This is a genomic window from Vibrio tetraodonis (assembly GCF_003350295.1).
GTDB lineage: Bacteria > Pseudomonadota > Gammaproteobacteria > Enterobacterales > Vibrionaceae > Vibrio > Vibrio tetraodonis.
This window is the reverse complement of record NZ_QLYY01000028.1, coordinates 1-21,046: the sequence shown is the minus strand read 5'-3', so window position 1 is coordinate 21,046 and position 21,046 is coordinate 1. Positions and strand designations below refer to the sequence as shown.

Genomic DNA, 21,046 nt, shown 5'->3' with positions numbered 1-21,046 from the left:
TTACTCCACTCTAGGTTCATCATACAGAACCAGCTCTACCTCATCGGCTTCATCCAATTCACGCACCATTTGCATGATGTCATACCTTGCACGCTCTACGCGGCTCAATGGTACGGCTCCTCGGACTTCCATATCGTCTTCCAGCGCTTTGACCATACGCTGTGGCATGGCACTCTTAATGGCTAACTGAAGCTGGATTTCGGCACCTTTAAGCGCTAGTGACCAAAGCTCCATAGGCACCTGCTGCACGAGGCGATCCATTGTTTCTTCCGGTTGGCGGCCCAATACCATAAAGTCAAACATGTTCTGCTCAATCTCACTGACCACGTCTTCATCATGCAGTTTGAGCATTTCCATCAGTGAGCCTCTGTCACCCTCAAATCTATTTATAATATCGGCCACTTGTTTGACCCCAGATAGTGGAGCGCTTTGACTGACCGATACTTGCTCAATACAACGTTCAATCAAGTCATTGAGATCACTTGCCACTTGGTGATCAATGTCTTGCATTTGGGCAATGCGGAACAACAACTCATCATGTTCATCTTGCGGCATGCGCTTCAAAACAGCTGATGAGCTTTCTGCTGGCAAGTAAGCAAGAAAGATGGCTTGCATTTGAGGGTGTTCTTTGGCGATAAACCTTGCTAACACATCAGACTCAACCCATTGCAATCTTTGCATATTGTTACTGATTTCATCACCGTAGAGCGTATTGAGTAGCCCTTTCGCTAAGTCGTTGCCCAAGGCTTTGCGCAAGGTTTTAGATAAATACTCTTTCGACGCTCCCCTAATGCCACTGTGTTGACGAAAGTCATCGAAGAAGCTTTGGATAGCACCATTAGCGCTATCGCTTTTGATGCCACTTAACTTGGCCATCGCTTTGGTGACTCGCTGAGTTTCATCTCGAGTGAAGTGGCGCAACACCTTGGCGGCAGCATCTTCTCCCATGCCCAACAACACAAGAGCGGTTTGTTCTACGTAGCTAAGCATTGGCTTTTGCTTTAATTCTGCTGTGTTCATTTACATTCACCCATTGTTTTAATACTTCAGCGACTCGTTCAGGTTCTTCATTCGCGATCAGTTGTAGATGCTTGAGCTGAATTTCTAATGGCGAGCCCGCCGGAGGTAGCATGTCATGTCCCATATCCAGTCCAGATGACACGGAAATACCTTTTTCAGACAGTTTTCGATTGAGCACTTCTTCTCTTTCCCTTTCTTCTCGGGTTTGTATATCGTCAAATACGGTGTCTTGCTGTGGATCCGCAAACTCAAGCTCTCGTGAGTTAAGATCTGAACCAGTTAAATGAAGAATCAAAGGACGTAGAACAAAGAAAATCATTGCCATACCCAGCATACCGCCAATCACATATCGCATCGGTTGCTGTACTGTAGGATCTTGCCACCAAGGAATGCTTGGCGGAGCTTCAATGGCTAAAGGAGTAAAACCAAAGCTCATTAAACTTAGCGTGTCACCTCTATCCGCGGAGATACCTATTGCATCAGTCACCATAGTCGATATTTGTGCTTTCTCTTCGTCAGTCCAGGCTTGCCCATTGGGAGCAACGGCTTGATTGAGTAACACTGAAACACTCAACTTATTTATCTTACCTTGTTGATACTGGGTACGGCGCACGCTGCTACCCACTGCGTACTGGCGGTTTATTTCTGATCGCGCGTTCGTGTTTTGGCTATCATGGGTTGGAGCTTCACCGGTAACAGGGGGTTGGTTACTCAGAGTTCCCGGAACACCTAAAGCGATCTGGTCAATCGAGTTGTTTGTGATAGTGTGCTCATTGCGCACGATTGGACTATCATCGAGAATTTCCTGTGTTTCTTCGACCTGACTAAAGTCCATATCAGCCGCAACTTGAACACGGAAATTACTCGGCCCAACAATAGGAGTCAGCATATCCGATGCACGTTGGATAATCTGCTTCTCAACATTACGTTGATACTCTAAATACTTGGCATTCACTTTCCCCGCTTCGGCAGAGCCCACATCCGCACTGAGTAGACGACCGTACTGGTCAATTACGGATACTTGCTCTGGTTTCATTGCAGTGACACTGCCCACAACCAAGTTAATAATGGCTTCAACTTGTTCTGGTTTTAAGTCCTCACCGGGTTTAAGTTCCAGCATCACTGAAGCAGAAGGCGCTTCGCTATTTTGTCTGACAAATAAGGTTTGGCGAGGTATGGCCAGATGAACCCTAGCATTGGATACCGCATTGAGCGAGATAATAGTACGAATCAACTCCCCCTCAAGGCCATGCCGATAGCGCGCGGTTTCCATAAACTGGCTAGTTCCGAGTGAACTGTCTTCTTTAAGTGAGTCTAGGCCTGTTGGCAGCTTAGCTTTAACACCCTTAGCGGCTAATAACATCCTTATCCTAGCAACCTCACCTTCCGGCACTAATACTTGACCATTTTGTTCTTGCAATCGGTAATTGATCCCTTCAGATTCAAGAACAGAAACGATCTCTCCTGTATCAAACCTCTCTTGCTGACTGTATAAAGGGCGGTAACTTTGTGTTGAACTCCAAAGCGCCACCACAATGATCGCGGCAACAATTGCTGCTAACACCGCGGACAAGACTAAATTTCGTTGGCTGTTAGACCAAAGCTGCTTGAGTTTATCCGTGAAATCTTGAATCCCTCTTTGCGAGGAGGGATCAGAACTCGGCACATTAAGTGCTGCGCCATTGGCGACTTGTGTGGTTAATTCTGACATGGGCTACACCGGCATCTTCATGATGTCTTCAAATGAGGTCACAACCTTGTTACGAACTTGCATCAAGGAATCGAAGGACAAACTCGCTTTTCGACTGGCTATCATGGCACCAACGAGATCGTCACTCTGGCCTGTTTCAACCGCGGTCATTTTCTGACTGGCGACAGATTGATATTGATTCACTGAATCAAGAACATTTACCATGGCATCGGAAAATGACAGAGACGATGTAATATTATGCGTATCGAGAGGGTTCGCTGAGATAGCAGGTTCGGGCTGAATAATGGATTGCATCGCTTCCATTTTAGACAACATTAACTGCTCTGCGCTTATCGCATTATGGATAGGGTGACTTGCCATTAATTTTTCTCCTTTAAGCAGCCGAGCCTATGGCTGACTGTAAATCAATGCCTTGTTCACGCATTGCGGCTAGTTTATATCGTAATGCGCGCGTGGTAACACCAAGGGCATTTGCTGTTTTGGTGCGGTTTCCGCCAAAATGACGCAGTTGTTCAAGGATGTACTGGAACTCTGCCTGCTTTTTGATTTCGACATGCCCCATGCTTTGTGAAGGTGCCGTTTCCTGTGTAGAGGAAAGTAACTCCATTGGTAACATAAGGTCCTGAGCAGTAATGTAATCACCATGGCGCATAACAAGTGCACGTTGAATAACGTTTTCTAGTTCACGAATATTGCCTGGCCAGTTGTATTGACATAAAGCCGTTCTGGCATCATGGGAGAGGTGGCATCGACTACCATCCTGATATTTATTGATAAAGAATTGGCTGATAGGCAAGATGTCTTCGCTTCGTTCTCGAAGCGGAGGCCAATGTAGAGGTAAGACATCTAAACGATAATAGAGATCTTCACGAAACTGACCATTTTTTACCTCCTCGCGCAAATCTTTGTTGGTTGCAGCAATGACTCTAATATCAAGCTTAACCGCTTTGTGGCTACCAACACGCTCTACTTCGCGCTCTTGAAGTACACGCAGTAATTTAGCTTGTACAGATGGTGACATCTCACCTATTTCATCAAGAAAAATAGTGCCCTGCTCAGCCTCTTCAAACTTGCCGCTTTGCGACTGAGTAGCCCCGGTGAAGGCTCCTTTAACGTGTCCAAAAAGCACCGCCTCAAGCATAGACTCTGGAATAGCGGCACAATTGACCGCGACAAAAGGACCGTCTGCCCGAGGTGAGTGCTGGTGAACATATCTCGCAAGAACTTCTTTTCCCGTGCCAGACTCCCCGGTGATGAGAACACTGGCTTTGGTGCATGCGGCTCTGTGGGCTAGTTGAAGAACTTGCTTACTGCGCCAAGATTCAGCAACAAGGTTTGCTATCGGTTTACCGACCACTTCAATGCGGCGAAGTAAACTGAGTAGCTGGCAACTTTCAAACGGTCGTAATAAATAATCAGTCGCACCCGCTTTCATGGTTTCTGCCGCAAGTAACCCTTGGTTTTGCTCGACAATTGCAATGGCGACACCAACTTCGGCCTTTTTATTGTGACAGTGGACAAATTCACGTACACACATATCAGGCAAATTGGAACTCACCAAGGTAATGGCAGTGCTGGGTTCAAGTAATGCACTGCGCCCTGTCCGAACATGAGTCACTCTGTATCCAGACGGCTCGAGTACTTTTATGATCGATTGGGCAAGTTCATCCTTGGGCTCAACTAACAAAATACTTGTGCTTGTCATTTTTAAGCCTCTTCCATGTCGTTAATTGTTTGAGTATTTTGAGGTACTATTTTTTCATCACTGCGAACTAACCTGACGGTCACACGCCGATTCTTCGCCTGTCCTTCGGCCGTATCATTATTCGACACCGGATAACGAGAACCATGTGACCGTATTTGTATCTTTTTTTTCGAAATGCCGTAGCTCGAAAGAACATCAGCGATTGCATTTGCTCTTCGTTCAGATAGAGACAAGTTGTTTAAGTCGGAACCAATATTGTCGCTGTACCCATCGATAAGAATACGGGAAACACTATCGTCTGCATCAAGATAGGTAGTATAGGCATATAAGGTCTTTTGCTGAGTATTATCAAGGCGATGCTCTCCTGCAGGAAAAGAGAAAGTAAGGTCTCTTGCGGTCACATAAGACATATGAGGGAGGCGAGATAAGCACCGCTGAAACTGTGCAAGTGGCTTTTGAATATGGGTAGTTGGAAGTAGTAGAGATTGAAGTTCAGAAACTTGTTTTCCGCTGAAGCTGAGTTTGATCCAATTACCTTGCTTTATCTTATCTAAAAGAAGGTTTATATCTTGATTGAATATCAACTTACCATCCATAATAGGCACATGGTGGCCAATCCCCCTAAAACTATTATTTTCACTCCATGGTTCAGGAGCACTATATAATTCACCATATTTAAAATGGTGATTATTGCCTTCCAAATTAACTTTTAAATTGGTCTTACCTATTTCCTCTGACCGGAAAGAAAACTTCCCATAAGAAAGGCTATTGAAAATTAAACTACACTTTAAGCTACTTCCACGATAAATCCATTTGACTTCATCCATTGGTATTTTTTGCTCAAAGTTTGCCAAAGCAGATGAGAAGTAGAAAATAATAAGAAATAAATATTTTTTTTTGACTTTGATATTCATAACTATTCTTTTAGAACCAACTTATTATTGATGCATTTATTTTTATGGGTATTATTTAGTATGGGCGACTGTAAGAGTCATAATATTTAACCAATAAGCTCAATAGCTTAAACATTTTTCAATCGATGCCGCCAATTATGTAACAAATCAGTAAAAATCATTTAAAACCAATTGAATACAAGAAATTTATATGCATCAGGTTTCAAAATAAGACATTCATCATTTGCATGTATTGCAAACTAACCTGTTTTATTTTTAATGAAAAGATGTGAATTAGGAATTCAAATCAACATATGGAGTAAAGTCACAAATTTAATAAACAAGACTTATTTGCAACAAAAAAATCTATGAATAATGCAATAAATTAAGGTAGAAAATTATATAAGCGATTTGTCATGAAATGGTAAAATATAAATGGAACCTCTCAGAAAAATATCTATTCCAGACTTTCAAACCCTAGGTGTTGAGTCTCTAGGAAAGTCAATTCACATAATTCGAGATAAGCTGGATTATCTAATATCAAGCTCATGCAATATTTTAACCTATGAACTTCAGAACTGGTTAAAATCATATAACATCAAATGTAATATAAATATTGTTTCACTTCACACCTTCTCAGTGGATGAAATGAACAAATCCGTAATAAGTACATTTAGTCATCAGTCTGGCGGTAAGATTTTCACCTCTATTGATACTCCAACCTTAATTAAATTTGCCGATAGTTTTTATGCTACGAAATTAGAGCGAAGCTGTAGTGAGCTTAGTAACAGCGATCTGCGCCTTCAAGAAAAAGTCGGGACCATTATCGCGACTTGGTTGGCACCGCAGAAAATGTGGACTCGGTGTGAATTTGAACCAGCTCAAGGAACGGGGCTGTATGCCTCTATCAGCATCAACTTCGACGATCACCAAGGTAACATCCATATCAAGCTAGATGAAGCACTCGTCGATACGCTAACTCAAGAGTTAGATTTACAACCTAAGGAATCCATGTATCTTCCTTTTTGCCAATCTCTCGAGTCCACACCAGTCAAACTCAACGCTTTACTGTGTCAAAAACGCATGCTCCTTAGTGAACTGTTATCACTAAAGCCCAAGGATATATTGCCCGTAGAGTTACTCTCCTCGGTTCCTGTCAGTATTGGGCAGCAGCATTTATTCAATGGCACAGTCGCAGACAATGACGGTCAACTAGTTTTAATTCTTAACCATGATAAGGAATCTTAGTAATGAGCGAGTCAACGGATATCCCAGCTTTTAATACCGATGAATTAGACTTCGACGATTTTCAACTAGAGGAAACACCTAACGAAGACTTAGATTTCACCTCTCACACTCCAGAACGTGACTTAAGTTTTTTCAAAAACATCCCTGTTACCGTCACATTAGAGGTCGCCAGTAAAGATATTGCTCTTGGCGAGCTGATGAAAGCAGGCTCAGGAAGCGTTATTGAACTTGATAAACTCAATGGAGAACCGCTTGATGTCAAAGTCAATGGTTCATTAATGGGACATGCTGAAGTGGTGGTGGTCAACGAAAAATATGGCCTAAGACTTATTGATGTTGTCGATTCAGCTCTTGCCTCTGCGATTCAGTAAAGGCTAAGACAAAAATGACTAAATCTTCTTCTTTGATGAGGTGGATAGCGCGTATTGGTTGGTTAATTCTCTTCATTGGTTTCCCTTGTGCTGCCAGTGAATCTGGCTTAACCATCCTCTCTGTTACAGATGGTACATCACAGCAAGAATACAGCGTTAAATTGCAAATTCTGCTTTTGATGACTGCGCTAAGTTTTCTGCCTGCTTTTATTCTTATGGCCACCAGCTTCACGCGCATAATCGTCGTACTGGCCATTCTTCGTCAGGCACTTGGCCTACAGCAGAGTCCTCCCAATAGGGTGTTGGTGGGTATTGCTCTGGCACTTTCTTTGCTGATCATGCGACCTGTTTGGACCGATATCTACCAAAATGCTTTCCAACCGTACGATAAAGGTGACATCACTTTAGTAGAAGCCTTTTCGATAGCAGAAAAGCCCGTTAGACACTTCATGCTGGCTCAAACTCAGCAAAACTCGTTAGAGCAAATGATGCGCATCGCTAATGAGCCCTTAGACTCACAAGTTGAGGACATTTCACTGGCTATCATTCTTCCAGCCTTTGTGATTAGTGAACTCAAAACTGCGTTCCAAATTGGCTTCATGCTGTTTATTCCTTTCTTAATCATAGATCTGGTTGTGGCGAGCGTTCTAATGGCGATGGGGATGATGATGCTGTCACCACTGATTATTTCTTTACCCTTTAAACTGGTTGTTTTTGTCTTAGTCGACGGATGGGCCATGACAGTGGGTACCCTATCGGCCAGTTTTGGATAGCAAGGAGATATCATGACACCAGAAATGACGGTTACTCTGTTCTCCAACGCAGTATGGTTAATCATCTTAATGGTTGCGGTATTAGTTTTACCTGGGCTGATTGTCGGACTGGGTATTGCTATTTTTCAGGCTGCCACACAAATCAACGAGCAAACCCTGAGCTTTTTACCACGCTTGCTTGTCACTCTGCTTATGGTGATATTCGCAGGTCACTGGATGCTCAGAAAAATCATGGAGCTATTTGATTACTTGTTCCATAACATTCCAGGAATGATCGGCTAATGGATATTACCTTTGCAGACATTTCACGCATGATTGGCCAATTTTGGTGGCCATTCTTTCGAGTGGGTACAGTGTTTATCTCAATGCCCTTCTTTGGTGATGCTTTGATACCTGTCTGGGTTCGCAGCCTATTAGCGCTATCGATTGTGGTGGTTGCAGCCCCTCTAATGCCTGCAATGCCTGCAGTTGACCTTTTTTCATTCACATCGCTTTATTTGGCTTTTGAGCAAGCAATTTGGGGCCTGTTCTTTGGTCTAATTCTCCATTTACTCTTTAGTATTTTCACCACTCTAGGCCAAACTATTTCAATGCAAATGGGGCTGGGCATGGCCATTATGAACGATCCTGTTAACGGTATGTCGGTCGCCATTCTCGGTCGTTTATTTCTGATCTTCAGTACCTTGTTGTTTCTGTCTCTAGAAGGGCACCTTATTGTTATTGATGTTCTTATCCAGAGTTTCACCTTATGGCCCGTCGGCTCTGGGCTAACCTCTGCCTCACTCAAAGGGGTGATCAACATTTTTGGGTGGATGTTTGCTTCAGCACTCGCACTCGCTCTCCCTGCGATTGTTTCCATGTTACTGGCAAACATCAGCTTCGGCGTCATGAACAGAGCCGCGCCTTCCCTTAACGTCTATGCTCTCGGTTTTCCTATGACTATGCTGTTGGGTTTGTTCAGCGTCTTAATTTCAATTTCTGGCGTGCCAAGTCGTTACACCATATTAGTCAACGATACGCTGAGATTCCTAAACCAATATATGACGGGGGGCGGATGAGCGAATCTTCTTCTCAAGATAAAACGGAAAAAGCCTCACCACAAAAGATTAAAAAAGCGCGTGAACAAGGCCAAGTTCCTAGAGCGAAAGAGTTTACGACCGCCGCGCTATTTCTGGTGGTTGCTGTGTACTTTGATAGTCAAGTCTCCGTTATCTGGAACAATATCGCCGGGATCTTTCGTTTTAATATGTCCCTGACAAGGCAAGATCTAGAAAATCCAATGCAAATGATCGAGCAACTTGGACATAGCCTCGGCGTGATCATTACTTTGCTCCTACCCTTGTTTGTCGTCATTATTTTAGTGACATTAGCCAGCACTATGGTGCTTGGGGGCTGGATGTTTCGAATGGCCAATACGCTACCAAAACTGAGTAAGTTGAACCCTGTTACGGGTATCAAAAGAATGTTTTCGAGCCGTTCCTTGGTTGAGCTTATCAAGTCATTTATTAAAGTTTTGGTTATTTTCTCCATTCTTTATGCCTATTTGAGCAATCACCTTCAACCTCTGCTAGGTATGCAAAGACTGCCTCTTACACAAGGAGTCATAAATGTCATGCAAATCTTGTTCGACGGCCTATTACTGATGGGACTCGCTCTTCTCATATTTGGTGTGTTCGATATTCCTTACCAAAAGTGGGAGCATGGGAAAGAGCTCAAAATGACAAAACAAGAACTAAAAGAAGAGTTTAAAAACAACGAAGGTCGACCTGAAGTCAAGCAGCGCATCCGTCAAATTCAACAGCAATTTGCTCGCCGTAAGATTAATAAAATGGTGCCAGATGCTGATGTCGTGATCACTAACCCTACTCATTATGCTGTTGCGATCAAATATGATTTAAGCCGCTCAGATGCGCCCTTCGTTGTAGCAAAAGGTATCGATGAAACAGCATTGCACATTCAAAGGGTTGCGCGCGATAACCAGGTTGAAATCATCAATACTCCGCCCCTGACCCGTGCCATTTACCACACCACAGCGATAGAACAAGCGATACCAAGTCAGTTATACGTCGCTATTGCTCATATTCTTACTTACGTGATGCAACTAAAAGCATTCAAAACTGGCAAAGGTGAAAAGCCAATGCCTTTACCTCATTTAGCAATTCCTAAGCACTTACAACATTAATCATCCGTTATTAACCCAAGGACACCCGCTCATGCTCAATCGGATAGCACAGATACAAAACTCCACCAAAGGCTATGTCGGTATACCGCTGGTCTTACTCATGATATTGGCGATGGTTATCCTCCCCCTTCCACCATTGTTACTTGATGCACTATTTACCTTTAACATAGTGCTCGCCATTTTGGTTTTACTAGTAAGCACGACAGCTAAGCGACCGTTAGACTTTTCAATTTTCCCAACTATTTTGCTTATCGCTACGCTACTCAGGCTCACCCTCAACGTTGCGTCTACTCGTGTGGTATTGCTGGAAGGTCATAATGGCGGTGATGCTGCTGGTAAGGTCATTCAGGCTTTTGGTGAAGTCGTCATTGGCGGTAATTACGTGGTGGGTATGGTTATTTTTGTCATTTTGATGATCATTAACTTTGTTGTTATTACCAAGGGGGGAGAGCGCATTTCAGAAGTGTCGGCCCGCTTTACGCTTGATGCCTTACCTGGCAAACAAATGGCGATAGATGCGGATCTCAATGCAGGACTGATTGATCAACAAGGCGCTCGTCGGCGCCGACAAGAAGTCGCCAATGAAGCCGATTTTCATGGTTCTATGGACGGTGCATCTAAATTTGTAAGGGGTGACGCCGTTGCTGGTCTATTGATCTTGTTCATCAATATTATTGGCGGTATCAGTATTGGGGTTTTTGAGCATGGGCTTGCCGCCTCTGAGGCTTTTAAAACCTACGCTCTACTGACGATTGGTGACGGACTGGTCGCGCAAATTCCCTCGCTGTTGCTTGCAACCGCTGCTGCAATCATAGTGACTCGCATTAACGATAGTGATAACGCGCTATCAGACACTATGCAAAAACAATTGCTAGCCTCTCCTAAAACCCTGTTTACGGTCGCGGCAGTAATGCTGATTATTGGCATGGTACCAGGCATGCCGCACCTTGCTTTCTTTAGCTTCGCGGCGGCATTAGCTTTTGCAGGTTGGCGACAAAACAAAACTGCTTTTTACGATCCCGAGCTTGAGCAAGTTGAAGTCATGACCCAAGCGATGCAGCAAGACGAAACACCGCTGAGTTGGGAGGATATTCCGCACGTACACACACTTTCTCTCTCGCTTGGCTATCGTTTGGTTCACTTAGTTAACAAAGAGCAAGGCGCACCACTCACCCAAAGAATAAGAGGTGTGAGACGTAACCTTTCAGAGCAAGTTGGCTTTTTACTGCCTGAAGTTCGTATCCGTGACAATCTAAGCCTTAAGCCAAATCAATACACGATAGCCCTAAATGGAGAAGTGATTGAACATGGTTTGATTGAGCCTCAACGCTTAATGGCGATTGCCGTTGGAGAAACCTATGGTGAAGTGGATGGAATTCTTGGCAGCGATCCCGCCTATCAACTACCTGCGGTGTGGATAGAGAACAGTGATAAAGCCAAAGCACTAAATATGGGTTATCAAGTCGTTGATGATGCAACCGTCATCGCAACTCATATAAGTAAAGTCATTAAAACTCATCTCTCAGAGCTATTTAATCACGACGATGTTGATGCCATGATACAAAGGCTCACCCAACAAGCCCCCAAACTAGCTGAAGCTTTAGGGGCAGCATTAAATCCAGCTCAGCAGCTAAAAGTATTTCGTCAGTTACTGCTTGACCAAGTGCCTCTGCAAGACATTAGAACCATAGCCAACACTATGCTTGAGTCATCAGAAAAGACAAAGGACCCAATATTACTGGCTGCCGATGTTCGCTGTGCATTAAGGCGAACTTTGGTTAGTCTCATCGCCGGAAACAACGATGAGCTAAAAGTCTACACCTTATCTGATGAATTAGAACAGATGCTGATGACGTCGCTCCAGCAAGCACAGTCTAATGGTAGTGTGAATCTAGATAGCTTTCCGGTAGAGCCCAATATTCTTGGGCAATTTCAGCAAAACTTGCCTTTGATTAAGCAGCAGCTTAAACAAGCAAGGGCTAGCACCTATTTTACTTGTCATGCCGCAGCTTCGCCCATTACTTGCCAGATATGCTCGTACTTTTTCAGCAGGTTTAGCTGTTTTATCTTACAACGAAATTCCCGAAACTAAGCAAATTAATATTGTCGGAAACTTAGGGTAATCGAGCTAATCTATCGAATCTCAATCTCCATTAATTGGTCCAAACAGGCCAGTTAATGGAATGAATATCACTAAAAACGTCTAATAATCATCAATTTTAATCGAAAGTTAAATTTTTTATTAATTTCAAACAAGCAGCGTCCGCCTCTTGTTAGTGACCAGGGGAAATCCTGAAGCCAACATCTGAGTATTGTTACCAACCAAGGAGACCAAGATGGCTTTATCAATGCACACTAACTACGCATCACTTGTTACGCAAAACACGCTAAGCAGCACAAACGACCTATTGACAACTGCGATGGAGCGCCTAAGTACAGGTATGCGTATTAACTCTGCATCTGACGATGCAGCTGGCCTAACTATCGCTAACAAACTTGAAGCGCAAACTCGTGGTATGTCTGTTGCTATGCGTAACTCTCAAGATGCCATTTCTATGCTTCAAACTGCAGATGGTGCTCTAGAAGAGTTGACTAACATTGCATACCGCATGAAAGATCTTGCAACTCAAGGTGCGAACGGCACAAACGGTACCACTGAGCTTGCTGCACTAAACGCAGAGTACCAAGAGCTTGAAAAAGAAGCTGTACGTATTATGGGAGAAACGACCTACGGCGCAGGTCAAAAGCTACTAACTGGTGGTAAACTCGCTGGAGCAATTGATTTCCAAATCGGCGCATCGGGTAGTGAGAAGCTCACCGTTGATGTATCTGCTGCACTAGGCGGCATCGACTTTACTTCAACTGGTGACCTTACTTCTAATGCTGACTCTAACGCTCAAATCGCCACTGTTGATGGTTTATTCGACCAAATCAACACTGTGCGTTCATCACTAGGTGCCAATATCAACCGCCTTGAGCACACAATTAACAACCTAGCAAATATCTCTGAAAACACAGCAGCGGCGAAAGGTCGTATTACTGATGCAGACTTTGCTGTTGAGTCTTCTAACATGACGAAGAACCAGATGCTGATGCAAGCAGGTACAACAGTACTTTCTCAAACTAATCAGCTACCTGGAATGGCAATGTCTCTACTTCGTTAATAGACATCCATACCCTTCTAATATTTACTCCGTAAACTTGTTACTCCGCATTCTATCATACCCGTTGAATGCCTCAGGTAACTTTGCCCTCAAGCTATGCTTGAGGGCTTTTTTCAATCTTATTGCTGAAAAGATTAATCTCTTTAGGGTCTGTTGACCCTTCATAGTTAAATTTTGTCCAAGTTCTATGCCTTTTAATCGCGGCGCAAGGTCAACAGCCCCTAATTTATGTATTCAATGATCCAAGCGCCTTGGTTCACTGGTGTACCGGGACGCCACGTAAACACTCTGCGTCGGTCTCTATCGAAAGGTTGGAAATCAGCAGCGTACAAGTATTCATTTTGATGGGTGTTTAAAATACGTACCTCACCATTGGCTATGTTTTCAATTTTCCATTGACCTTGAACGGGTGCATGACCTGGTCGCCATGTGAATACTCGTCTTCTGTCTTGATCATAAGGTGCGAAGTCAGCGGCGTAGAGGTATTCCTGTTGATGAATGTTAAATAGGCGGACCGTTCCATTCCCGATATCTTCTAACCGCCATTCTCCACTTGTGACAGGTGTGCCCAGAATCCAGGTGAATACACGGCGACGATCGGCATCAAAAGGTGAAAAGTCGGCTGCGTATAGATATTCTCCTTGATACTTATTGAAAATACGAACTTTAGGTCCTATTGCATTGGGAATATTTATGGTTGTATCTAATGTTGCCCATACTGCTTTGTGATCAGAAATCGGCTCTCCTGAATCATAGTTACCTTGAGCTAAAACCTGAATCGAAGAACAGACGTAATCAACCCATTCATTCTTACACTCTAAAGATGGAAGCTCCTGTTCGGCATGATGGCGATACACATTAAAATCACCTGCAAGAATCACGTTTCTTGTACTCGAAAAGTCCGAAGTATTGAGCCTGTTTTTCACCCAAGCAGCAAACTTGCGCATTCCGGTTCGCTCCCATTGGCTGCCATTCTTATGAAAATTAAACGTATTGTGATAGTGGAACAAATTTAAAGTGTTGCCGTCGCCGATATTCAGGACGACATGCTGAGCATTGCGTTCCCATTTATCCATTGCTGGATCCGTTTGTATCAGTTCACTGTAGGTCGACTTAAAAGGGACTTTAGACAAAATCATGATGCTGGCTGTTTTAACGTTAAAGGATGATGCCGTTGTTGAATTGGTTGTTGTATATACATAAGGGTAGTCAGAGTATTGGTCACGAGTCTTCTGAATGTCATTAACCTCCTGTAGAACAACTACCTCCTCGCCACTTAAGAATTTTTTGAAGTCTGGAATTTTCTCTGTTCTCCCGTTCATATTGAATGACACCACACGTAAATCAGCGTATGTTGAAGCGCTAAAAAAGAACAGTAATGTAAATAATAAATACCAACAATTATTTGTATTTTTCATAGAAAATCTAAGCTCCACAATTAAAATAAATTGAATAGGCTTTCCAAGATGGATATATTCCAGTTTTATTCTATTTACATCAAAGAGGACTGGGAAAGCTAATATAACTTGGATTGCCCAATTCGATACTAGAGGTTAGAAGCAACTGAAAGAATAGACTTCTACTTAAAATAGATTTTTGTTAATATAATTATCAATAGTAGATCTTGGTTCAGGTAATGTCTGAGGAAATGAATTTAAATGGATGATTGATTATTTTATTTCTATGATTTACGTGCCGGATAGGGTTAATTGTAATAAAAATTATTATACCCAAGTATCTCGAGACCACTTGGGTATAGAACCGTATTTCACCTATCACACTACGACATCAACGCGAGTTTCAACTCTGTCGTTGTTTTGGTTAAATACCATAGAAACGCTATCGGCTTCTTGTTTCGACATACGGCGATAAAGACCATCAGACTTATTGCGATCATCACCAGAAATATAGAATTGTGTTGTCAGTAACTCGCGTTTCTGATCAAATACTTTTACATGAATATGGGGTGTTCTTCCTGGGTATACCGTGGGTTTTATGGTTCGGAAATGGTAGTTCCCGTCGGCATCGGTAATGTCGTGCCCAAATCCTTGAAACCCTGTATCATACTTTACATCTCTATCATCACCGGTATGTAAGTACTTGCCACTCACATCACATTGCCATATTTCGATTCTGTGCCCCGCCAGTGGCCGCCCATCTTTCGACAGTATTTTTCCACTCAGATGAATGATCTCACCGCCAGCTTCTTTTACTGCGTTCGACACTTTGACCAAGTCGTTATCGATGTCTGGGAATCGCATGGATGATGGAGGGTAAAACGGTCCCTCTGTGGCACTGGGGGTAAACATTGCAGATACAGCACTTCGTGAATACATAGGCAGCGCAGTTAATGCTGCGAGCCCTTTAACTATGCATCTTCGGCTTACAGATTTCATGATACGGCATTTTCCTTACTTCAATACCAAAACTTATTTGGGTAGTTATAAAACGAATGGGTATACAACAAGAAGTGTAGTTCAGATCAAACACAAGACATCACGTGCACCATTACAGAAATCTGACATTGAAGATGAGAAAATAGTTCAGTAAAAAAGATTTAATAAACGAATATTATGTAATTCTGCTATTCTAAATAACGAATATCCAATTGAATTATTGAAATTTTTCTAAATAAAAAAACCAGTCGATAACTTGAAAATTTTGAAGAAATGATATGTTTCGCAAGGAGATTTATTAAAAAATAGAGATTCAAGATATTGCTTCCTGTTGTTGAGTTGCATATGTAGGATTTGTCGTATTATTTGTCTTGTTGCACTGAAATGCTATTTCAAAGTTGAAAAATGAATAATAACTCACTAGGTTATTTCTTTTTTAACAACCAATGAAAATAGCAGGGACCAAATGAAAATAAACTTTAAGAAAACTAGGGCATATTGATCTTTCGTGAGTATTTTTTGAACAGCTCGATGCCGTTAATACCATAGTTTGTGATAAAGGATATGACAGCGAACCTTTTCGTACGTTTGTTAAGGAACATGGCGGAGAAACGGTAATAGCTAAACGCCATTACGGGTAAGATATAGACAAAGCCAGTATGGATTGGTGCCTGTACAAGTATCGTCACCTGGTTGGAAATGCCTTTGCGAGAATTAAGCATTATCTTGCTATTTTAGTTAGATACGACAAGCTAGAAAGGAATAATGCCAGCATGTTATCGCTGGCATTAATGTTAATGTGGCTACCGATATATTACTGAATACTAAATGTACAGCAAAGATCAACACGCCCTAGAATTAGGTCAATTTATTTTCTGCTCTAGAGCGCAGTATTCATTACCATCATCACATTGTAACGAAACCCCTGATCCTAAGATTAAAGGATGATTTTCTCTACCATGACCAATAGCTGGATAATAATAAACTGGCTTGTTGAATTTTTTAGCGAATTCAGCAATCACGGTTTTATATATGAGCCTGTTGGCATCATCGGCTTCTAAAGGATAATACTGACCGAACACGATACCGCTGACATTGAAATCATTCAAAAAGAGCAACTGTTGAAGCGACCTATCAAGCTGGCGATAAGACACACCTACATCCTCTAGAAACAGAACTTTTCCATTAAAATCTGGCGAAAATCGAGTGCCAATCGTTGCTGCAACAAGTGTATGATTACCACCAACCAATACGCCTTCCACGGGTGTCATTTCTGCAGCTTGGTTCATCGGCAATATTTGATCATAGTAAATACCGTCGGTGTGAATGCGATCAATGTTTGGTATAGGTTCCATGTCATTAATACGAGGCTTTGAGTCACCAGAGGGATCGACCTGTGTGTCCAGCACATTTGCATTAAGCATTGCCACAACACCGTGCAACGAATTCCAACCCAATTTCTCATTCAAATAGTTATGGATCGCAGTCACGTCACTAAAACCAACAATTATTTTGGGTTTTGCTTTGACTAATTGGCTATGTGCTTGCTCTAAATATGGGAGAAGATTCATTGCCCCCCCTCCACCTAAAACAAACCAAACCACATCAATATCATCATCGAGTAAGGCATCGATTAAATGTTTTGCTCTCGATCTGTCACTGCCAACATAACCAAAATCTGAGACAAATTGATTTAAGTACTTTGTAGAAACTTGGTAATGACACTCCGTCAATGATTCTTTAATTTTATCTACTTTTTGGACATTATATTTAGACGACACTGAGACTAAAGCTACTTTTTTGTAATCGGCAGAAAATGAAGGGGATGAGCCAATAAAAAAAACTAATAATACTAAAATTACTCTATACACTTACAAACCTCGTTACTATTTATACTATATGTTTTATTTAATTCTTTACAAATCTATTATTTATAATGTTATAAACTTTCTGTCATTAATTGCCAATTAATCACTTAGTACGCTTACTAGCCACAATCTTAGTAGTAAGGGAACATCAATACAGGTCTAGTGCACCCCAGAATCTAGCTTAATCATTGTTTTTATTAATTTAATAGGAATAAAAGAAAACCATCAAATTACCACATCAATAGTGAACAATAACTCAGGTAAACACCTGATATTTAGAGTAGTAAAAGTCATTTATATAGAGCAATGTTCATGGTTTTATTTTCACTATTTAACTTTGCTTAATTAGATCTTTTATTATATTTTATTGCATGACGTAATAATGATTTAACTTTATATTAAAATTTAAAAAAAACTTATCATAAATTTAATCTTGTCAACATATTACACTTAAATAGGAAACAATAATGGCAATAAAAAACTTGGTCACATCAATATAGTCGTTGAGGATATTGATGAGGCATCTAAATACTATTGCTCACTGCTTAAAGGCACACCCGTTCAACGCTTCGATCATTTTAGATTTGACGAAGGTCATACTGATATCGGTTAAAGCCCTTTAGACACTCTCGACCAAAAACACCCAGCGCTACTTTCCACGTGGCGCTTTTTCGCTATCGCTCCGAAGTCATACATACTTCTCCAATCAATAATCACTGCAACTAATGATCGTGGTTAACTTTGAACAATCTAAAAGACTTAAAACTACTTATCATGCCAATATGAAAAAAAATAGGAGTATTTACCTACTTTGGGCTAAGGCCAGTATGTTCTCTTTTGAAATTTCTGCCTCAAGCTCTGTCTTTGCTTGATTAAATATTTCATCTACCGATGAGCAAGTAAGTAGCTTTCCATTGACAGAGATATTAATTTTCTTACAATATTCATCAACTATGCTATTCAACTCACGATGTATAGCGATAAACTGCTTTTGAGTTAAAGAATTTCTTACATTCTTGCGCAAGTCTTTAAATTCAAAACTCAATGTAATATCAGTCAAGTTATATTGACCCAACTCTGTCATGGTAGCACTCTCTAGCGCACTTTTACCAGCCCCCGAGCTTACATTTAACCAAGTGGACACTTCACCTAATACTGAACGTTTCCTATCTTCAGATGCATATTTGCGTGCCAATTGGGGGAAAGCTCTGCAAGATACAAATCCCATTTACGGGCAGCATAACTAATCAAATGCTGATTGACTGCATCTTTTTTGGTCTCCAATTCCTTATCTTGCCTTTGCTTCTCAGCTTGTGATGGTTTAAACATACTCAAGGCTCTGCTCTTAAACCCCACCTCTTTTTCTTTCCCTAGATCTTCAAAGGCCTTTTCGCAAGCTGATTTTACGATCCTAACGCCGTCACGACTGAGCCAGAATTTATCCGAAATGACAGCAGGATCAGGATCGTTGGCCCCATCAAGATCACTAAACGAGCTGTTTCTGGTGAGTTTCACTGTGTCCTCAACAGGATCTGTTAATTGGTCGGACAAATTATATTGGCAAGATCGATGAAATAAGTGTGTAGATGGAAACCAACTCATAATACGGCCTCATTATGTTTAGCAATCGTTACTAATAAAGAGTTTATCTTGGTGGTGAACCCTTAGTTCCCAGTGAAACTAGCACTTAACCGGATACGATTTAATCAGGTGAAACCCTGACATTATTCGCTAGAAACTTATTTGATCTTATTTTCTACCCAAGACCTAACTTCATCTCACAATTTGCTTAGGCCAGTTATTCTAACACTCGACCCAAAATCATTAATGACTATTCTACAACCTCCCAACAAGAGTCAAATAGACACTTGAAGTCATAAAGACACTAATTAAAATAGTCATAATGACACTTAATTTGTAAGGAAAACCATTATATACATAGATTTAGAACATGGCATGAAATATGTAAGTTAACTATCAGAATAGGAGACTTTGCTATGAAATTTGAACATAAACATTACCAACCTAATAGTATTTCAGAAAAGATTGCGTTGCTGGTAACCAAGCTGCTTAAAAAGACATTAAACCTTTTCTACGGCGGTAAGTATGCTCGACGGGCTATGTTACTTGAAACCATTGCAGCCGTACCCGGTATGGTCGCTGGTGTATTTAATCACCTCAAAGCACTACGCAGAATGAAAGACGATGGTGGTTGGATAAAAGAGCTACTTGACGAAGCCGACAACGAGCGCATGCATTTGATGATATTTTTACGCATTACTAAGCCTTCAATCTTAGAACGTGCGTTAGTGATGTTGATACAGTTCTTCTTCGTTTTAGTGTACGGCGTCATTTACCTTCTCTCTTCAAAAACCGCACACCGTATCGTTGGTTATTTCGAAGAAGAAGCCTGTAACAGCTACAGCGAATTTATCGAAAAGGTATTGGATGGCACAGTTGAAAACTCCCCCGCTCCAGAGGTCGCTGCTCGCTATTACCAGTTGGGTGAAAATGCAATGTTGTTAGATGTATTGGAGTGCATCCGCCAAGATGAGGCCAAACATAGAGATAAGAACCATGACATTGCTGATGCCTACAAATTTCAAGACCTTCCAGAACATCAAAGCTAAACAGTATTGGAGGCAGTATGACAATAAACAATCACCATATTGATGAAGCTGAATTTGGACTTTCAGTGGGTATTTCACACTTGATGATAGAAAAAGGAGAACTTTTCTATGCCTCTATACCGGCTCAGAGTATTGAAAAAAATTGGCAGCACTGCACCGCTCAACCCCCTGAGCCAATAAGCTCGCTAAGGATGCAAGCTCGTAAACCAAGTAGGTGTGCATCATGGTTATCTGCCTTAGCTAAAAAGCTATTTTCATAAACAGTACTACAAATGGGGAAAACAAAAATGAGCAAGCCGATTGTCATCATCACGAGAGCGCATTCAAGCATGAAGTCGGTGTTGTAGACACCCTTTCATTACCAAAAACAAACTATCCAGATAGATAAACACCCTAATAAATAACAATAAATGGAAAAACATGATTACTATTACTCCAAGCTCACTAAACGTTACCATAGACTTACTGCTATCGATTTACTTCAATCATCATTCAGTTTTTTATCATGACTACCATCGTACCCATTAAGTCATTGATTTTAAAGCATATACAGCAATGGGAGATGAAGGGGACTCTCGAGAATATAATTATGAACTGGTTCTAGTTGGAACAAGTAACCTTAAGTTCAATATGATTGATGACAAAGTCAGGCTTGCTCCATCAAGCAAAGACGACTTTGATAACACGGCTTCGGATGTGATGAGTATGCCACCTGAGATAGCCAAATATAGTTTTTAGTCACTGACTGCCATTATACTTTATATGTTTAAGGCCTGACACACATCGTCTAATGCCGATCGGTTTAGAGACTTGAACGATCCTGGGATCGTATGATAATCCCCACTAACTTTGTTAGTGGGGATTTTTCTATGTTGGCTGAAGAGTTAGTTCTAGCTCATGATACTATTGAAGATGGCAAAAATTATGAGTCTGTAATTAATGCCATTCAACTTGAATGGATAGAGCAAGCTCTCTATGAAACATCTAAAGCGAGTATCAGAAGGCGTCGGCTACCAGCCCAACAAGCCGTATGGCTCGTCATTTGGATGGGATTGCAGAGAAATAAATCCATTAAAGAGGTTTGC

The 21,046-nt window shown here is 41.5% G+C and carries 23 protein-coding genes and 1 pseudogene; 14 read left to right on the top strand and 10 right to left on the bottom strand.

Annotated features, from left to right (window positions below):
* The 5 genes from DPF90_RS19115 to DPF90_RS19095 are packed head-to-tail and all read right to left on the bottom strand — an operon-like array spanning position 1 to position 5,350.
* Positions 1–1,020 carry a flagellar motor switch protein FliG gene (locus DPF90_RS19115; protein ID WP_114787900.1) on the bottom strand — a complete coding sequence of 340 codons (1,020 nt, stop codon included), beginning with the start codon at positions 1,018–1,020 and terminating at the stop codon, positions 1–3.
* A complete protein-coding gene (gene fliF / locus DPF90_RS19110; RefSeq protein ID WP_114787899.1) occupies positions 983–2,731 on the bottom strand; it encodes a flagellar basal-body MS-ring/collar protein FliF in 1,749 nt (582 codons plus the stop codon). The genes DPF90_RS19115 and fliF overlap by 38 nt, the downstream gene beginning before the upstream one ends.
* 3 nt (positions 2,732–2,734) lie before the next feature.
* On the bottom strand, positions 2,735–3,091 hold the full coding sequence (gene fliE / locus DPF90_RS19105; RefSeq protein ID WP_114787898.1) for a flagellar hook-basal body complex protein FliE: 357 nt from the start codon (positions 3,089–3,091) through the stop codon (positions 2,735–2,737).
* 13 nt (positions 3,092–3,104) lie between these two features.
* Positions 3,105–4,436, bottom strand: a complete 1,332-nt coding sequence (locus DPF90_RS19100) for a sigma-54 dependent transcriptional regulator (RefSeq protein WP_114787897.1) — start codon at positions 4,434–4,436, stop codon at positions 3,105–3,107.
* 2 nt (positions 4,437–4,438) lie between these two features.
* Positions 4,439–5,350, bottom strand: a complete 912-nt coding sequence (locus DPF90_RS19095) for a MotY family protein (protein WP_114787896.1) — start codon at positions 5,348–5,350, stop codon at positions 4,439–4,441.
* Between the two features lie 414 nt (positions 5,351–5,764).
* Here DPF90_RS19095 and DPF90_RS19090 point away from each other — a divergent pair, with 414 nt between their 5' ends.
* From DPF90_RS19090 to lafA, 8 genes are all read left to right on the top strand, one after another.
* Positions 5,765–6,577: a FliM/FliN family flagellar motor switch protein gene (locus DPF90_RS19090; RefSeq protein WP_114787895.1), complete on the top strand. Its 813-nt coding sequence runs from the start codon at positions 5,765–5,767 to the stop codon at positions 6,575–6,577.
* A 2-nt stretch (positions 6,578–6,579) separates the two neighbouring features.
* On the top strand, positions 6,580–6,948 hold the full coding sequence (fliN, locus tag DPF90_RS19085; protein ID WP_114787894.1) for a flagellar motor switch protein FliN: 369 nt from the start codon (positions 6,580–6,582) through the stop codon (positions 6,946–6,948).
* A gap of 14 nt (positions 6,949–6,962) precedes the next feature.
* A complete protein-coding gene (gene fliP / locus DPF90_RS19080) occupies positions 6,963–7,721 on the top strand; it encodes a flagellar type III secretion system pore protein FliP (RefSeq protein ID WP_114787893.1) in 759 nt (252 codons plus the stop codon).
* A gap of 12 nt (positions 7,722–7,733) precedes the next feature.
* Positions 7,734–8,003, top strand: a complete 270-nt coding sequence (gene fliQ / locus DPF90_RS19075; RefSeq protein WP_114787892.1) for a flagellar biosynthesis protein FliQ — start codon at positions 7,734–7,736, stop codon at positions 8,001–8,003.
* Complete coding sequence (gene fliR, locus DPF90_RS19070) at positions 8,003–8,779, top strand: flagellar biosynthetic protein FliR (protein WP_114787891.1); 777 nt, start codon at positions 8,003–8,005, stop codon at positions 8,777–8,779. Before fliQ ends, fliR begins: the two co-directional genes overlap by 1 nt.
* The gene (gene flhB / locus DPF90_RS19065) at positions 8,776–9,903 is read left to right on the top strand and encodes a flagellar biosynthesis protein FlhB (RefSeq protein ID WP_114787890.1); all 1,128 of its coding nucleotides are present in this window, start codon (positions 8,776–8,778) and stop codon (positions 9,901–9,903) included. The genes fliR and flhB overlap by 4 nt, the downstream gene beginning before the upstream one ends.
* A gap of 31 nt (positions 9,904–9,934) precedes the next feature.
* On the top strand, positions 9,935–11,995 hold the full coding sequence (locus DPF90_RS19060) for a flagellar biosynthesis protein FlhA (protein ID WP_240314545.1): 2,061 nt from the start codon (positions 9,935–9,937) through the stop codon (positions 11,993–11,995).
* 244 nt (positions 11,996–12,239) lie between these two features.
* The gene (gene lafA, locus DPF90_RS19055) at positions 12,240–13,067 is read left to right on the top strand and encodes a lateral flagellin LafA (protein WP_114787889.1); all 828 of its coding nucleotides are present in this window, start codon (positions 12,240–12,242) and stop codon (positions 13,065–13,067) included.
* A 221-nt stretch (positions 13,068–13,288) separates the two neighbouring features.
* Here lafA and DPF90_RS19050 read toward each other — a convergent pair whose 3' ends face one another.
* Positions 13,289–14,389, bottom strand: a complete 1,101-nt coding sequence (locus DPF90_RS19050; RefSeq protein ID WP_162814065.1) for an endonuclease/exonuclease/phosphatase family protein — start codon at positions 14,387–14,389, stop codon at positions 13,289–13,291.
* A 453-nt stretch (positions 14,390–14,842) separates the two neighbouring features.
* Positions 14,843–15,463: a dioxygenase family protein gene (locus DPF90_RS19045; protein ID WP_114787887.1), complete on the bottom strand. Its 621-nt coding sequence runs from the start codon at positions 15,461–15,463 to the stop codon at positions 14,843–14,845.
* A 521-nt stretch (positions 15,464–15,984) separates the two neighbouring features.
* Here DPF90_RS19045 and DPF90_RS19040 point away from each other — a divergent pair.
* Positions 15,985–16,284 (top strand): annotated as a pseudogene (locus DPF90_RS19040) (IS5/IS1182 family transposase); the annotation flags it as partial.
* Positions 16,285–16,326: 42 nt separating this feature from the next.
* Here DPF90_RS19040 and DPF90_RS19035 read toward each other — a convergent pair.
* A complete protein-coding gene (locus DPF90_RS19035; protein ID WP_114787886.1) occupies positions 16,327–17,334 on the bottom strand; it encodes an LD-carboxypeptidase in 1,008 nt (335 codons plus the stop codon).
* Positions 17,335–17,785: 451 nt separating this feature from the next.
* Between DPF90_RS19035 and DPF90_RS20570 the strand changes: the two genes are divergently transcribed.
* Positions 17,786–17,944 carry a VOC family protein gene (locus DPF90_RS20570; protein ID WP_338062882.1) on the top strand — a complete coding sequence of 53 codons (159 nt, stop codon included), beginning with the start codon at positions 17,786–17,788 and terminating at the stop codon, positions 17,942–17,944.
* Positions 17,945–18,133: 189 nt separating this feature from the next.
* Here the strand turns inward: DPF90_RS20570 and DPF90_RS19030 are convergent, their stop codons facing one another.
* A complete protein-coding gene (locus tag DPF90_RS19030) occupies positions 18,134–18,415 on the bottom strand; it encodes a hypothetical protein (protein WP_162814064.1) in 282 nt (93 codons plus the stop codon).
* A gap of 65 nt (positions 18,416–18,480) precedes the next feature.
* Positions 18,481–18,933: a hypothetical protein gene (locus DPF90_RS19025; RefSeq protein ID WP_114787884.1), complete on the bottom strand. Its 453-nt coding sequence runs from the start codon at positions 18,931–18,933 to the stop codon at positions 18,481–18,483.
* 395 nt (positions 18,934–19,328) lie between these two features.
* Between DPF90_RS19025 and DPF90_RS19020 the strand changes: the two genes are divergently transcribed.
* The 4 genes from DPF90_RS19020 to DPF90_RS19005 all read left to right on the top strand — a co-directional run.
* On the top strand, positions 19,329–19,961 hold the full coding sequence (locus DPF90_RS19020) for an alternative oxidase (RefSeq protein ID WP_114787883.1): 633 nt from the start codon (positions 19,329–19,331) through the stop codon (positions 19,959–19,961).
* 17 nt (positions 19,962–19,978) lie between these two features.
* Complete coding sequence (locus DPF90_RS19015; protein ID WP_114787882.1) at positions 19,979–20,221, top strand: hypothetical protein; 243 nt, start codon at positions 19,979–19,981, stop codon at positions 20,219–20,221.
* A gap of 295 nt (positions 20,222–20,516) precedes the next feature.
* The gene (locus DPF90_RS19010) at positions 20,517–20,699 is read left to right on the top strand and encodes a hypothetical protein (RefSeq protein WP_114787881.1); all 183 of its coding nucleotides are present in this window, start codon (positions 20,517–20,519) and stop codon (positions 20,697–20,699) included.
* A gap of 131 nt (positions 20,700–20,830) precedes the next feature.
* On the top strand, positions 20,831–21,046 hold a 216-nt coding region (locus tag DPF90_RS19005; RefSeq protein ID WP_205395164.1), incomplete at its 3' end, for a transposase domain-containing protein.